The organism is Pseudomonas sp. FG86, assembly GCF_057808775.1.
In genome coordinates, this window is sequence record NZ_JBMDIS010000018.1 from 42,931 (window position 1) to 58,331 (window position 15,401).

Below are 15,401 nucleotides of genomic sequence, written 5' to 3' on the forward strand. Positions count from 1 at the left end.
GCGCATTATGCCTAGTGCTGCTCGGCAAGACACTCGCGCAATGCGTCTTGCCACTGTGGCTGGCCAACCTGCCACTGCTGGCGCAGGCGGCTGCAATCGAGGCGCGAGTTCAGGGGGCGCTTGGCCGGCGTCGGGTAGGCGCTGGAAGGGATCGCTTCCAGCTCGGCGCAGGGTTTGCCCGCAGCACGCAGATGTTCGCCAATCGCCTGAGCGAAGCCGAACCATGACGTCTCGCCCTGGGCGGTCAGGTGATAGATACCCCAATCGCCCGCCTGGCCGGCCTGCCAGCGCTCGATCAACGTGCGGGTGCTATTGGCGATGGTACCGGCCCAGGTCGGAGCGCCGATCTGGTCGGCGACGATGCGCATCTGCGGTTTTTCTTGCAGCAGGCGTTGCATGGTCAGCAGGAAGTTCTTGCCATGGCGGGAATACACCCAACTGGTGCGCAGGATCAGGTATTGGCCACCCACGGCGGCGATCGCCTGCTCACCGGCCAGCTTGCTTTGGCCATACACACCCAGTGGGTTCGGCACATCGGCTTCGGTGTAGGGCGCAGGTTTACTGCCGTCGAACACGTAGTCGGTGGAGTAATGGATCAGCGGGATGCCCAGGGCCTTGGCTTCCTCGGCGAGGATGCCGGGAGCGATGGCGTTGACGGCGAAAGCCGCGTCCGGTTCGCTTTCGGCCTGATCGACCGCGGTGTGCGCTGCGGCGTTGATGATCAGGCCCGGGCGATGGGTACGTACCTGCTGACGAATCTGCTCGACGTTGGCCAGGTCAAGCTGGTCGCGGCCCAGCACGATGAGTTCGCCCAGGCCCTGGAGCCTTTGTTGCAGCGCCAGGGAGACCTGGCCGTGTTGGCCGGTGATGAGGATTTTTAAAGGGCGGCTCATGGGAACAGGTCTGCATCTTCCAGACTTTTGCCTTGCTGATCCTTGGCGGACAAGGTCGGAGTGCCGTTCAGTTGCCAATCGATATTGAGTTTCGGATCATCCCAACGAATGCAGCGCTCCGCGGAGGGTGTGTAGTAGTCGGTAGTTTTGTAGAGGAACTCGGCGTAATCGCTCAGTACTACAAAGCCATGGGCGAACCCCTGTGGAATCCACAGTTGGCGATTATTGTCGGCGGATAAATGCACACTGGCCCACTTACCGAAATGAGGTGAGCTACGACGGATATCCACCGCGACATCCAGGACTTCGCCAGCTGTCACACGTACCAACTTCCCCTGGGCGTGCTCAATTTGATAATGCAGGCCCCTTAGTACACCTTTTTGCGAGCGTGAATGATTGTCCTGGACAAACTGTTGCTGCTGCAGGCCCGTGGCCTGGGCAAAATCCCGGGCATTGAAACTTTCGTAGAAGAAGCCGCGTTCGTCGCCAAAAACCTTCGGCTCGATGATCAATACACCGGGCAACTCAGTGGCGGTTACATTCATGGAGCATCCCCAGCCAGCATGTACAGGTATTGGCCATAGCCGGTCTTGCCGAAGTACTGCGCACGCTCCAGCAGGTAATCGCGGTCGATCCAGCCATTTTCGTAGGCGATTTCTTCCAGGCACGCCACTTTCAGCCCCTGGCGATGCTCGATGGTCTGCACATAGGTCGACGCTTCGAGCAGGCTGTCATGGGTCCCTGTGTCGAGCCAGGCAAAGCCACGGCCGAAGCGCTCGACATGCAGGTCGCCGCGCTTGAGGTAAGCGTTGTTGACGTCGGTAATCTCCAGCTCGCCACGGAGTGAAGGCTTGACCGCCTTGGCGATGCTGATCACGTCGTTGTCATAGAAATACAGGCCGGTCACCGCGTACGACGACTTGGGCTTGGCCGGTTTTTCTTCGATGGACAGGGCGCGGCCGTCTTGGTCGAAGTCGATCACCCCGAAACGCTCCGGGTCCTTGACCCAGTAGCCGAATACGGTAGCCCCGGAGGGGCGCTCGGCCGCGGTACGCAGCTGGTCGCCAAAATGCTGGCCGTGGAAGATGTTGTCACCCAGGATCAGGCAGACCGGATCATCGCCGATGAACTCTTCACCGATGATGAACGCTTGGGCCAGGCCATCTGGCGAGGGTTGCTCCGCATAGCTGAAGCGTACGCCAAACTGGCTGCCATCCCCCAGCAGGTTGCGGTATTGCGGCAGGTCGACCGGTGTGGAAATCACCAGGATGTCCTTGATTCCCGCCAGCATCAGCACCGAGATCGGGTAGTAGATCATCGGTTTGTCATACACCGGCAACAGCTGCTTGGACACCCCCAGGGTAATGGGGTGCAAACGGGTGCCGGAGCCCCCGGCCAATACGATTCCCTTCATCATGCAATCAGATCCTTGAAGTCAGTGTTGCCCAATCGTTCGCCCTGATAACTGCCGTCCTGGACCCTGCGGCACCACTCCAGGTTGTCGAGGTACCACTGCACGGTCTTGCGCAGCCCGCTTTCAAAGGTTTCCTGTGGGACCCAGCCCAGCTCGCGTTCGATCTTGCTGGCGTCGATGGCATAGCGCTGGTCGTGGCCGGGGCGATCCTTGACGAAGGTGATCAGGTCGGTGAATTGCTCGACGCCGGCCGGGCGTTGCGGCGCCAGCTCTTCGAGCAGGGCGCAGATGCCGCGCACCACGTCGATGTTTTTCTGCTCGTTATGCCCGCCAATGTTGTAGGTCTCGCCGACCACACCCTCGGTCACCACCTTGAGCAATGCGCGGGCGTGGTCTTCTACGAACAGCCAGTCGCGCACCTGCAAGCCATCGCCATAGACCGGCAACGGCTTGCCCGCCAGGGCATTGAGGATCACCAGGGGGATCAGCTTTTCCGGGAAGTGGAACGGCCCATAGTTGTTCGAACAATTGGTCAGCAGCACCGGCAGCCCATAGGTTCGCTGCCAGGCGCGTACCAAGTGGTCGGACGCAGCCTTGCTGGCCGAGTAGGGCGAGCTGGGCGCGTAGGGCGTGGTTTCGGTGAACAGGTCGTCCACGCCATGCAGGTCGCCATACACTTCGTCGGTGGAGATGTGATGGAAGCGGAACGCGCGCTTGGCGGGTTCGTCGAGCTTTTGCCAATAGGCGCGGGCGGCCTCAAGCAGGCTGTAGGTGCCGACGATATTGGTCTGGATAAAATCCGACGGGCCATCGATGGAGCGGTCGACATGGGACTCGGCCGCCAGGTGCATGATCGCCTGCGGCTCGAAGCGCGCGAGCACGGCGCTGACGGTGGCCTGGTCGACGATATCGGCCTGTACGAACTCATAGCGGCTGTTGGACGCGATGCTGGTCAGCGACTCCAGGTTGCCGGCGTAGGTGAGTTTGTCCAGGTTGAGCACTTCGTGCTCGGTGTGCTGGATCAGGTGGCGGATCAGGGCGGAGCCGATAAAACCAGCGCCGCCGGTGATGAGAATGCGCATGTCGGAGGGCCTTTTCCTTAGACGGACATTAAGCAAATGGAGCATAGCTTGAGTGGTGGAGCAGGTCGGCACAAGCGTGCTGTGTGTTGGGGGTTGCTTTGGCCTCTTAACAATGGCGATATAGACGCCTAAAAAAACCGAGGTCGTCACAATGTTGCTCGCCACGTTGATCCATCGCGCCAGCCTACCTTGCCCGCAAGTGGACCCCGATCAGGCGGCACACCTGCTTGAGCAGCATTACGGCCTCACCGGCACCCTGCAGGCGCTGGGCAGCCAGCAAGACCTCAATTACAAGGTCGACAGCGACCGTGGCCGCTTTGTTCTGAAAATCTGCCGGGGTGACTACGCTGCCGTTGAGTTGCAGGCCCAGCACGCGGCCCTCAACAACCTGCAGGCCCATGTGCAGATGCAGGTACCTCAGGTCATCAAGGCGCACACCGGTGAAGAGTTGCTCACCGTTGCGGTGGGTGGACAAAACCTGCACCTGCGGTTGCTGGACTACATCGACGGGCAGCCCCTGACCCATCTCCCCCATCTGGGCCGCGATGTCATTGCAGGCTTCGGCGCGTTGTGCGGGCGAATGAGCCTGGCCCTGGCCGATTTCCAGCACCCGGGCCTGGACCGCACCTTGCAATGGGACCCGCGCCACGCCCAGGAGCTGATCACCCACCTGTTGGCAACCCTGCAAAACCTGCCCCATCGCGCCCTCTTGGAGCAGGTGGCCGAACAGGTTGACGCGCGCCTGCGCGACCTGGCCGATCACCTGCCCTGGCAAGCGGTGCACATGGACATCACCGATGACAACGTCATGTGGCAACGGGATGCCCAGCGGCACTGGCAGATCCAGGGGGTGATCGATTTCGGCGACCTGGTGCACACCTGGCGCATCGCCGATTTGTCGGTGACGTGTGCCGCGCTGCTGCACCATGCTGAAAGCGATCCCTTTGCCATCCTCCCGGCCATCCGTGCGTTCCATGCGGTCAACCCCTTACAGCGCGAAGAACTGCAGGCCCTGTGGCCACTGATCGTCGCCCGCGCGGCGGTGCTGGTGCTGAGCAGCGAACAGCAGCAACGCCTGGATCCGAATAACAGCTACCTGCTGAAAAACGCCGAGCATGAGTGGGAAATCTTCCATGTGGCAATGTCGGTGCCCTTTGAACTAATGGAAGCGGCGATTCTGAGCAGTGTCGGGGAGACGCCGGCGCCGTTGGCCGACCAGAACTTCGCCCCTTTGTTGCCAGGGTTGGTGGGCCAGGAATTCGCGCTGATTGACCTGGGTGTGCTCAGCCCGCATTTCGAAGCGGGCAATTGGGAACAGCCCGGCATCGATCGCCGATTACTGGATGAAGCGGCCACCGTGCACGGGTTGGCCGCCAGCCGCTATGGGCAATATCGGCTGTCGCGCACCCGTCCCGACAGCGCCGTTGAGCCCGAGACGTTCCCGCTGCATGTTGAACTGCACTTGCCCCATGGCACCGTGTTGGAGGCGCCCTTTGGCGGCACGTTGCGCAAGGGCGCCGACGGTCTGCTGAGCCTGCATGACGGTCCGCTGAGCCTGCGTCTGTGGGGGGTGAAAACCGCATTGAACCCCGGCGCGGTGCTGGTGGAAGGGCAGATAATCGGCGAAGTCCATGCCCCGCTGATGGTGCAGGTATGCCGCGCGGACATCGAACCGCCGCTGTTCTGCGCGCCCTCCCGGGTACCGGCGTGGCAAGCGCTTTGCCCGTCACCGGCGACGCTGCTTGGCCTGGCCTGTGACGCTGAGCCGGAACTGGACCCCGAGGCCCTGCTGGCCCGGCGCGACGCCAGTTTCGCCCGTTCGCAGAAGCATTATTACGTCGACCCGCCGCGCATCGAACGCGGCTGGCGCAACCATCTGATCGACATGCAGGGCCGTTCCTACCTCGACATGCTCAACAACGTGGCCGTGCTCGGCCACGGCCACCCACGTATGGCGGCCGTGGCGGCTCGGCAATGGTCATTGCTCAACACCAACTCGCGCTTCCACTACGCGGCGATTGCCGAGTTTTCCGAGCGCCTGCTGGCGCTGGCGCCGGAGGGTATGGACCGGGTGTTCCTGGTCAACAGCGGCACCGAGGCCAATGACCTGGCCATTCGCCTGGCCTGGGCCTACAGCGGCGGGCGCGACATGCTCAGCGTGCTGGAGGCTTACCACGGGTGGTCGGTGGCGGCGGATGCAGTGTCCACCTCGATCGCCGACAACCCCAAGGCCCTGAGCAGCCGCCCGGATTGGGTACACCCGGTGACTGCGCCGAATACCTATCGCGGTGAGTTCCGCGGGCCAGACAGTGCGCCGGATTATGTCCGCAGTGTGGAGCACAACCTGGCGAAAATCGCCGCGAGCCAGCGCCAACTGGCTGGCTTCATTTGTGAGCCGGTGTACGGCAATGCCGGCGGTATTTCCCTGCCTCCGGGCTATCTGCAGCAGGTGTATGCGCGGGTGCGTGCCCAGGGCGGCGTATGCATTGCCGATGAAGTGCAGGTGGGCTATGGGCGCATGGGGCATTTCTTCTGGGGCTTTGAAGAGCAGGGTGTTGTGCCGGACATCATCACCATGGCCAAGGGCATGGGGAACGGTCAGCCCTTGGGGGCGGTGATCACTCGGCGCGAGATTGCCGAAGCACTGGAAGCCGAGGGGTATTTCTTTTCGTCCTCGGGGGGCAGCCCGGTCAGTTGCCGGATCGGCATGGCGGTGCTGGATGTGATGGAAGAAGAAAAGCTGTGGGAAAACGCCCAGGTCGTGGGCGGGCATTTCAAGGCGCGGCTGCAAGCACTGATCGACCGTCATCCGTTGGTCGGCGCCGTGCATGGCTCCGGTTTCTACTTGGGGCTGGAGCTGGTGCGGGATCGACACACCCTGGAGCCCGCCACCGAAGAGACCGCGCTGTTGTGCGAGCGTCTGCGGGAACTTGGGATTTTCATGCAGCCGACCGGTGACTACCTGAACATCCTCAAGATCAAGCCGCCGATGGTCACCTCCAAACGCAGCGTGGACTTCTTTGTCGACATGCTGTCGAAGGCGTTGAATGAACAAGCGTAAATAATCGATTGTTATCGGTTATTTGCTGTCATATTTATCGCCTATGATTGCAGGTCGCTGTTAAAGCCGATTTTTATCCGTTATAAAGTCGGCCTTCACCCCCATTCGGAGCCCTGATTGCCATGACCACCCTGCACAGCACACCTCGCGCCGATGGCTTTTATATGCCCGCCGAATGGGCGCCCCAGACCCAAACCTGGATGATCTGGCCCGAACGCCCGGACAACTGGCGCCTGGGTGGCAAACCGGCGCAGGCCGCTCACGTGGCGGTGGCCAAGGCTATCGCGCGGTTTGAACCGGTGACGGTCGCGGTGTCTGCCGGCCAGTACGAAAACGCCCGCGCCCGCCTGGACGTGCCGAATATCCGCGTGGTGGAAATGTCCAGTGACGACGCCTGGGTGCGCGACACCGGCCCGACGTTTGTGATCAACAACACCGGCGAAGTGCGTGGCGTGAACTGGGATTTCAACGCCTGGGGTGGTTTTGATGGTGGCCTGTATGCGCCGTGGAACCGTGACTCGCAGGTGGGCGGCAAGATCCTCGAGATCGAACGCGCGCCGCGTTACCGCACCGAAGGGTTCGTGCTGGAAGGCGGTTCGATCCACGTCGACGGCGAAGGCACCCTGATCACCACCGAAGAATGCCTGCTCAACCGCAATCGCAACCCGCACCTCGACCGTGCGGCTATCGAAGCGGTGCTCAGTGCCAACCTGGCGGTGGATAAGATCATCTGGTTGCCGGATGGCCTGTTCAATGACGAAACCGACGGCCATGTGGATAACTTCTGTTGCTATGTGCGCCCGGGCGAAGTGTTGCTGGCCTGGACCGACGACCCGCAAGACCCGAACTACGCCCGTTGCCACGCAGCCATGGACGTCCTGCAAAGCAGCACTGACGCCCAGGGCCGCTCGTTCACAGTGCACAAAATGCCGATTCCGGGCCCGCTGTATGCCACCGAGGAAGAGTGTGCCGGCGTGGACCCGGTGGATGGCACCCAGGAGCGTAATCCGAGCGTGCGGTTGGCCGGTTCCTATGTCAACTTCCTGATCGTCAACGGCGGCATCATCGCCCCGAGCTTTGACGACCCGTTGGACAGCCAGGCCAAGGACATCCTGCAGAGCCTGTTCCCGCAGCACGAAGTGGTGATGGTGCCGGGCCGCGAACTGTTACTGGGTGGCGGTAATATCCATTGCCTGACCCAACAACAGCCGGCCCCGCACAAAAACTGAGTGCAGTTGTAACAGCGCCTCAACGGCGACCGGGCACTACTCGGTTCCAGCGCTCGCAGCAAGCCCACGGCCCCGCAAGGCCGTGGGCTTTTTTGTGTCTGAATACCTATAGATCCGGGACATTGGCATAGCTCTTGTATTGGTGTTGTCACAGTAGCCAAGGCTGATGACTGCGCAGTTCTGTCATAAACCTTGAGTAAGTTAGCCGCTCACGCAGTAGGAGAGAGCGCTGAAATGAATGCCAACATCAACCCAATGAATACGCGCACGTTTCACCCCTTGCGGGTCAACGGTGACGCCATCCATGCGCTGGCGCTCTGGTTGAAGGCTAACGGTTCGCGGCAGCTCAGGCAGCAGCCGGATTTGCACAGTGTGATGAGTGAACGCTACCCGGCGGGGTTGTTCAGTGACGATGAGATGCAGGTGTTGTGTGAGTTACTGAATAACTAACGTGTACGCCTATCAACATGTGGACGTGGGCTGTAGTGGCGAGCGGGCTTGCCCCGCGTTGGGCTGCGCAGCAGCCCCAAAACACCCCCCCGGAACTGACTGACACACTGCAGCGTTCTTATTATGGCTACTGCGCAGCCCAACGCGGGGCAAGCCCGCTCGCCACAGCGGCTCCAGTTTGCTGCGCGACAGCGCCAAGTCAGAGATTTAGTGGAACCCCACATTTAAAGCCTGTTCAGCCCTATAAAGGGTGGGTGCCTGTAAGCACCACGATGGCTGAGTGCCGCGCACCTATCCCAGGCCTTCTGCCGAAAACCGCAATCCATCCCCACCACCCTGGCACGGCGCCATCACGTCAGGTATCAGCACACGTACCGCTTCCCAAATGTATTACGAAATGTGTTTCTGACGTCGTAAGAGAAGGAATTGGGTCGTTTTTAGAACCGATGTAGGGCGTTGCTTAGAATTATTTCGCCTAAATACAGACGATTCGCGAAATTGACACATAGTTCAACGCGGGACTAGGATTGCGCCCAACGCCTGTGGCTAACCGCCATGACTCATCCAATAAAAAAAGGCCTGCGGCAGTTCAGTCGTCCGCGGGCCTTCTTTTTTCCGGGAAAAGTCGACGCCAGAAAAAGCAGAACGGAGCCTGGTGTCACAGCGCGTACTCAACCAGTAATAAGGAATACAAAAAATGTTGAAGCAACGGATGGGTCTGATTGCTCTGGGGATTTTGAGCGCCACTCAGGCCATGGCAAACGACCAGGAGCAATCCAAGGGTTTCGTAGACGACAGCCACCTGAACATCGCGGCACGCAACGCCTATATCAGCCGTGACTACAAGAATGGCAAGCAAGACAAAGCCGAATGGGGCCAAGGCTTTATCGGCAAGTTCGAGTCCGGCTTCACCCAAGGCACCGTCGGTGTAGGTGTGGACGTCATCGGCCAATACGCTATCCGTCTGGACGGTGGTAAAGGTCGCAGCGGCGCGGGCGGTATCGACTTCTTCAAACAAGGCGACAGCGGCGAAGCCGCCAACGACCTGGCCAAGGGCGGCGCAGCCGTCAAGGCGCGCATCTCCAACACCGTGATCAAATACGGTCAGCAGATGCCAGCCGTGCCGGTTCTGGAATACGACAACTCGCGCCTGCTGTCGGAAACCTACGAAGGCACCTCGATCGTTTCCAAAGAGATCGCCGGTCTGCAACTGGACGCCGGTCACTTCACCAAAGAAGCCCGCAAGAGCGCCGAAGGCAGCGACAGCGGCCGCCTGAAAAGCATCGACTACATCGGTGGTAGCTACAAATTCACCGAAAGCCTGTCCGCTGCGCTGTACGCTTCCGACATGCAAGACGTGCTGAAAAAGCAATACGTCAACGTCAACTACGTGCTGGCCCTGCCAGAGCAACAGTCGCTGACCTTTGACTTCAATGGCTACAAAACCAAGCTGGACCGCAGCTTCGCCCTGGAGAACCAAGGTGACGCCGACGCCCGCGACAACAAAATCTGGAGCCTGGGCGCCACGTGGGCCGTTGGCCCGCACAGCTTCACCGTCGCTCACCAGCGCAGCACCGGCGACACGGGCTACCTGTACGGCGGCTACCGCAACGCCGGCGGCATCGGCGATGGCGGCAACACCATCCTGCTGGCCAACTCCTACTGGTCCGACTTCAACGGCAAGGACGAGCGCTCCTGGCAAGTCGGCTACGGCCTGGACTTCAGCACCTTCGGTGTGCCTGGCCTGACCTACAACGTGGCCTACGTGCGCGGTACCAACATTGACGACGGCTCCAACCGTGGCAATGGCACCGAGCGCGAAATCTTCAACCAGTTCAAGTACGTCGTCCAGAGCGGCCCGGCCAAAGACCTGAGCCTGCGTGCTCGTGCGTCCTGGTTGCGTGTTTCCAACAACGCCGACCAGTACAACGTCGGCGGTAACGAAGTCCGTCTGTTCGCCGACTACCCGATCAACGTTTTCTAATTGATCTGGCGTCGCGCCTGATTCCAGGCGATAAAAAACCCCGACTGGTTCGGGGTTTTTTTATGTGCGCCGATCAGTCCTCGCGGTGCTGCAAAATCTTGCGGGCGAGGGAGGCATTCACATAGTCGAGCATCAGTGACAAGCCCTCATAGGGTTCGAGCTTCTGGTTGTCGATGCACAACTGCGCCATCTGCAACAACACCTGGCGTTTCTTCTTGTTGATGCGCGCGCCCGGCACGCCGAATGCGGTTTTGCGCCGTTCAGGCAAGGGCGCTTCCGGCGTCAGCTCCACGGTCACCCAGATACCCTGCATAAATTGCAGGGTGACACCGGCGATGTGCTCAATCGGCAACGGCTGCGCCAGGTTGGCGAACACAAAATGCTCCGGCGTCAGGCGCAACGCGACCTGCGGTGCGCGCTTGAAACGGCGCACACCCAGCCACAAAAAGATCAACGCGATAACAGCGATTGCCGCCCCGGCGCCGATCGCCGACAACGTGTTGCTTTTCAAACGTTCCGGGGCCAGCCAGGGCTGGCTCATGATGGCCAAGCCGAGCCCCACAAAAGGCACGGCGCACACCGCCATCAGCACGCCGCGCCAACGCCCTCCCTCATGCAGTTCACGTTCGCCGTCGGTCGATGTGGCCAGGGTTTCCAGCAACGCCGTGTGCGCGGTGTTTTCGGTGACCGCCACGTCGATCAGGTCGCGCGATAACTGCTCACGCAGCGTGCGCGGCGCACTGAAATAAGCGTCGATTTGCCCATCCGCGGCGTGGGCATCCACGAACCGGGTGGCGCTGTGCAGGGCGTCATCCGGCGACACGGCAAGCGCCTGCAGGCGTTCGCCATTCGACGGGTGCGAGTCGGTCGGGTGAGGCTGATGAATCTCCAACGCTTGTGGCGGCACCTGCAGTTCACGGCCTTGCAGTGCGGCCAGGGCGGCGGTGGGCAGATCCTCTTCCGAGGCTGAGTCACACAAGGCCAACAGCGCGTCCTCGATAAGCGGCTGCAACACCGACACGCGCAACAGCGCTGAAGCCGCCGCGCCATTGCCGACCAGGCGCGCACCTGCGGCATCCGCCAGTAACTCGCGCTCGCGGCTCCAATGGTTGACCGCCTGATCAAAGCGCTGCATGAAAAACACGCCGAACAGGAATGACGGCCGCATCAGCCACTCCTGGATCAGGTCACTGGCCAGCAGGGTGTCCAGCAGCACCGCCAGGCTGCGATTGACCCCATCGTAGATCGGCAAGAAGCGCAGGCTGTATTCGGTGTCTTCCCCTGCAAAGTGTGCGAGCTCATGGCCGATCACCGCGCCGATTTCGTCGCGGCTCAGCAGGCCGAGGTACAGCAGCGGCACATGCAAGGTGCGTCCATGCAGCGTGGTATGCGCCGGTTGCACGTGGGCCTCGCTGGAGGTCACGTAAAAACCTTGGGTCAGGCTCACCACGATATGGTCCGGTGACAGCGCGCCGAGCTTGCCGGCCAACGTATTCACGTCGCGCCACAGCGCCGGCGCCTGTGCGTGCGTCACCACCGCCCCGAACATCTCCAGCGGCTCGGGTTTGAACATACCCAGCATGTGCCGCGATTGTTTGAGCAGCAGCCAGATCGAATACAGGCAGAACGCCGCAATCACCGCCAGCACGGCCATCAGCTTGAACTCGCCGCGACCCAATCGACCGATGTGCCACATCGCCAAGCCTTCGAAACTCAAGGCCAGCGCCACCGTCGTCGCCATCGCCACCACATGGCTCACCAGCACATAGGGCAACAAGCGGCTGCCGAGGGCGAACACCTGCAATAGTTTTTCCCGCGACTGCCGCGCACGCCGCCCCGCCCACTGTGTGCCGGCCAGCGCCGCCACACCGATCAACGCCGCCAGCAGGCCCAGCCCCATCACCCACGGCGCCAGGGTGCGCATGCCGCTATTGATACGTTGGGCGGTGGGCAGTTCGGCCGTGATTTTATCCAGCCGCTCGAGCGCCGGCTGGATGCCGATTTCTTCCTCGCCCAGGTCGATATGGGCCGTAGGGTTTTGCGTCGCCAAGGTGTTCAGGGTTTGCCGAGTGGCGCTGACATCGGCCTGGTAGTTGATCAACCAAGCGGCAGCCTCACCCGCCCGCTCACGCTCCCAGCCGCCCAGAGCGGCGAGCAGCAGCGGGACAATCACCAGCAGGCAGATCAGTTTCAGGGCGTTCATGGGCATCCGTTCGCAACGCTTAGTCTTGACGGCGTTATACAGAAAAACCGCCCAGCAGGGCACCAAAAAGCCCCGGCCTGACCAGGCTGGGGATCGGTCAAACTCCTCTATCGGGTGAGAGCTGTCACGTTCGTAATCACTGCGAATGGGGGGCGTGGTTAGCGCCTGCATCAAGTCGGGTTCTCAGGCTCGGCCGCTGAGTTTCAGCGACGGCGGGAGGTTAGGGGGGGCGGGGGAGTGGGGCGCGATTGGGAAGATAGCTGGGTTGGTGGGATTAGGTGTTTTTATGGGTTAGCCATAATTATTGCCAGTTCATAATTCAGCATAAAGCTTGGAAATTGAATCTTGGGTATAGAGGTGGGGGATTTTCGAGGGGGTGTAGAGGTGTGGAGAAAGGCGGGCGGGTGAAGGGTGTTCAGCCAATACAGATACACCAGAAACAACGAAGCCCTCGCATTTCTGCGAGGGCTTTGTTTTGTATGGTGCGGCACCAGACGAACGGTATGTTTCGGCGAGACTAGGTTTTTCGGGCGTCTGGAGTTCGCTGGAAAATTCGACGTACCCCAACTAGTAACTATAAATAAATCAGCTAGTTATGGCGTTCGGTGGAATCGAATTCGGGATTTTTTAGATGTCAGCACATTGTCGGTCTGTAAGTAATTCAGTGCCGCATACGAATGGTAAACCTCCCGAATTCGAACGTTGTCGATCATCCCTTCAGTAGAGAATAGGCAGGAAACCGCCAAAAGCTGCCGTGGCGACAGGCAGCAGACGGCCACTCAGGGTGAGCAGCGTAAGGTTTGAAACCGGCATGGCAGTGCTCCCGACGGTTACAAGACCTACCCAGACTAGATCCTCTTTACGCAAAGATAAGCCGAGGGGAGCTGGATGCAGTGTCCAGGCTTTACCGCCAATCGAAACGGCGTTACCTACTCTGCAGATACGGCGCCATCAAGCCGGCAAACCACTCGATAAACGCACCGAGGCGCCGAGAGCGTTGGCGACGATCCGGATACAGTACAGACACGGTCATCGACGGCGGCCGGTAAGCTGCCAGCACTTCCACCAGCTCGCCGCTATCCAGTAAATGCTGCACATCGAACAACGGCACCTGAATCAAACCGAGCCCTGTGCAGCATGCGGTGATATAGCTTTCCGCATTATTTACCACCAAGCGACTGGGCAGTGGCAACGACTGCCGGACGCCGTCGAGACAATATTCCCACTGAGCCTCCTGCCCGCCCGATCCCGCAACATAGCCGACGCATACGTGCCGCTCCTGCAACTCGGCAAGCTCGGTGGGCACGCCAAACTCGGCCAGGTAGGCGGGGCTGGCGCAGTTGATCAGCAACACCTGCCCCAACGGTTTCACTACTAGGCTGCTGCTCTGCGGCGTGCCGAAACGAATCACACAATCGACGCCCTCCTGCACCAGGTCTATCGCCCGGTCGGTGGAACCCAGGCCCAGTTGCAGGCGCGGGTAACGCTGGAAAAATTCGGGCAGCGCAGGAATGAGTAGGCGCCGGGCGATACGGCTGGGCACATCGACTTCCAGGCGCCCCATCACCTGCTCTTGATGGGTGTGGAACAGTTGGTCGATCTCATCGATCTCGACCAACACCTGGCGCGCGCGCTGTAGTAACTGGCTGCCGTCGGTGGTCAACGACACCTTACGCGTGGTGCGGTGCAACAAGCGCGTTCCGGCATTGGCTTCCAATTGTTGAATGGCCGCCGATACTGTGGCGCGTGGCAGTTTCAGCAGTCGTGCGGCCTGGATGAAACTGCCGAGCTCAGCCACCTGAACGAAAACGCGGTACTGCTCGATGCGGTCCATGGGTTATCAGTGCTCGACGACGGCGTTAGCCTGTTTCGCTCGAAACCGGCGGACCACCCGCCATTCCACGAAACTGACGATCAACAACACCATGGTGGTCAACGTGCCCACCATCAGCAGGTCGGTCAAAAACGCTATCGGCGCCAGCGCCAGCAATAGCACGATGCCGGCCAGGTGCGATTTGGCGACCACCTGATACACCTCGCGTTTGTACAACAGGCTGGCGAATAGAAAGATCATGGGCCCCAGCAGCAGGGTCACGACGTAGGCCGTGTTCATGTGCTTGTCGGGGTGGGCCATAACCAGATCATTGCCGACGGCCGTGGCAATGATGCCGGCCACCAGCACCGCGTGAATGTAATGAAAGTAAGCGCCGGTGCGCCCAGGGTCCTTGGAGTGGGTAACGCAATGAATGGCGTCTTTGCTCGCCGTGCCGAAGTACAACCACCACATAGCCAGGGTGCCCAGTAAGGTCACCAATAACCCCACCAACACGGGAATATCCCAGTGCTCGGTTTCGGCGAGCACCGCGCCGCTGGCCAGCAGCGTTTCGCCCAGTGCGACAATCACAAACAGCTGGCAACGCTCGGCTAGATGCGCGCCCTCGATGGTCCAGTCACTGGTGCGCGAGCGTCCCAGCCCCGGCAGCGCAAAGCCGGACATGGGCGACACGTACTCACATAGCACCGCGATTAGCCATAGGCCGATACGCCACGGCCCTTCCATAAACGCGCCCGCCAACCAGAACGCCGCGGCAATCACTACCCAGCCGAGCATGCGCTTGAAGTTCGGTGCCAGCGCGTGTTCACCGGGCAAATGCAGCACGATAAAGGCGGTACGGCCTACCTGAATCGCCACATAGGCCAGCGCAAACACTAAGCCCCGCTCGCCAAAGGCTTCAGGAATGCTCGCCGCCATCAGCAATGCGGGAAACATCAGGGCGAAGATCAGACCGCGCACCCTCGGGGTTTCCGGGTTAAACCAGTTGGTGACCCAGCAGGTGTATTGCCAGCCAAGCCATACCGCGAACCACAGAATAAGGGTCTCCATCACGCCGGCCAGGGTCAGGTGATGGAGCAAGCCGTGGCTGAGTTGGGTCACGGCGAAGACATAGACGAGGTCGAACAATAGCTCTTCGAACGTCACCCGCGCATGGTGACCATCACGGTGGCGAAGTAACGGGTGATGTGCAGACTGTTCGGCGCTCATAGCAACCCCATGGTCTGGTTTGTCGGGAAAGTGTCAACGCGA

The 15,401-nt window shown here is 60.6% G+C and carries 11 protein-coding genes; 4 read left to right on the plus strand and 7 right to left on the minus strand.

Annotated features, from left to right (window positions below):
• Positions 1-11 precede the first annotated feature (11 nt).
• From rfbD to rfbB, 4 genes are read right to left on the minus strand one after another with little or no spacing between them, the layout of a single operon-like run.
• A complete protein-coding gene (rfbD, locus tag ACODSV_RS14185) occupies positions 12-893 on the minus strand; it encodes a dTDP-4-dehydrorhamnose reductase (RefSeq protein WP_150053690.1) in 882 nt (293 codons plus the stop codon).
• The gene (gene rfbC, locus ACODSV_RS14190) at positions 890-1,438 is read right to left on the minus strand and encodes a dTDP-4-dehydrorhamnose 3,5-epimerase (protein ID WP_024072826.1); all 549 of its coding nucleotides are present in this window, start codon (positions 1,436-1,438) and stop codon (positions 890-892) included. Before rfbC ends, rfbD begins: the two co-directional genes overlap by 4 nt.
• Entirely contained in the window at positions 1,435-2,310 is an 876-nt protein-coding gene (gene rfbA / locus ACODSV_RS14195; RefSeq protein WP_150053691.1) for a glucose-1-phosphate thymidylyltransferase RfbA, read from the minus strand. Before rfbA ends, rfbC begins: the two co-directional genes overlap by 4 nt.
• Complete coding sequence (gene rfbB / locus ACODSV_RS14200) at positions 2,307-3,389, minus strand: dTDP-glucose 4,6-dehydratase (RefSeq protein ID WP_102625259.1); 1,083 nt, start codon at positions 3,387-3,389, stop codon at positions 2,307-2,309. The genes rfbA and rfbB overlap by 4 nt, the downstream gene beginning before the upstream one ends.
• A gap of 151 nt (positions 3,390-3,540) precedes the next feature.
• Between rfbB and ACODSV_RS14205 the strand changes: the two genes are divergently transcribed.
• The 4 genes from ACODSV_RS14205 (at position 3,541) to ACODSV_RS14220 (ending at position 10,113) form a co-directional block, all read left to right on the plus strand.
• Positions 3,541-6,450, plus strand: coding sequence for an aminotransferase (locus ACODSV_RS14205; protein ID WP_150053692.1), 2,910 nt, complete (start codon positions 3,541-3,543; stop codon positions 6,448-6,450).
• Between the two features lie 122 nt (positions 6,451-6,572).
• On the plus strand, positions 6,573-7,679 hold the full coding sequence (gene aguA / locus ACODSV_RS14210) for an agmatine deiminase (protein WP_150053693.1): 1,107 nt from the start codon (positions 6,573-6,575) through the stop codon (positions 7,677-7,679).
• Between the two features lie 234 nt (positions 7,680-7,913).
• Positions 7,914-8,129: a hypothetical protein gene (locus ACODSV_RS14215; protein WP_024072831.1), complete on the plus strand. Its 216-nt coding sequence runs from the start codon at positions 7,914-7,916 to the stop codon at positions 8,127-8,129.
• A gap of 697 nt (positions 8,130-8,826) precedes the next feature.
• Complete coding sequence (locus tag ACODSV_RS14220) at positions 8,827-10,113, plus strand: OprD family porin (protein WP_024072832.1); 1,287 nt, start codon at positions 8,827-8,829, stop codon at positions 10,111-10,113.
• Between the two features lie 73 nt (positions 10,114-10,186).
• Here ACODSV_RS14220 and ACODSV_RS14225 read toward each other — a convergent pair whose 3' ends face one another.
• The 3 genes from ACODSV_RS14225 to ACODSV_RS14235 all read right to left on the minus strand — a co-directional run bounded on the left by ACODSV_RS14225 (position 10,187) and on the right by ACODSV_RS14235 (position 15,359).
• Positions 10,187-12,316 carry a M48 family metalloprotease gene (locus ACODSV_RS14225; RefSeq protein WP_150054067.1) on the minus strand — a complete coding sequence of 710 codons (2,130 nt, stop codon included), beginning with the start codon at positions 12,314-12,316 and terminating at the stop codon, positions 10,187-10,189.
• 925 nt (positions 12,317-13,241) lie between these two features.
• Positions 13,242-14,150, minus strand: coding sequence for a LysR family transcriptional regulator (locus ACODSV_RS14230; protein ID WP_090401064.1), 909 nt, complete (start codon positions 14,148-14,150; stop codon positions 13,242-13,244).
• Positions 14,151-14,156: 6 nt separating this feature from the next.
• Positions 14,157-15,359 (minus strand): low temperature requirement protein A, encoded by a 1,203-nt coding sequence (locus tag ACODSV_RS14235; RefSeq protein WP_150054066.1) that lies wholly within the window; start codon positions 15,357-15,359, stop codon positions 14,157-14,159.
• Positions 15,360-15,401: the final 42 nt, after the last annotated feature.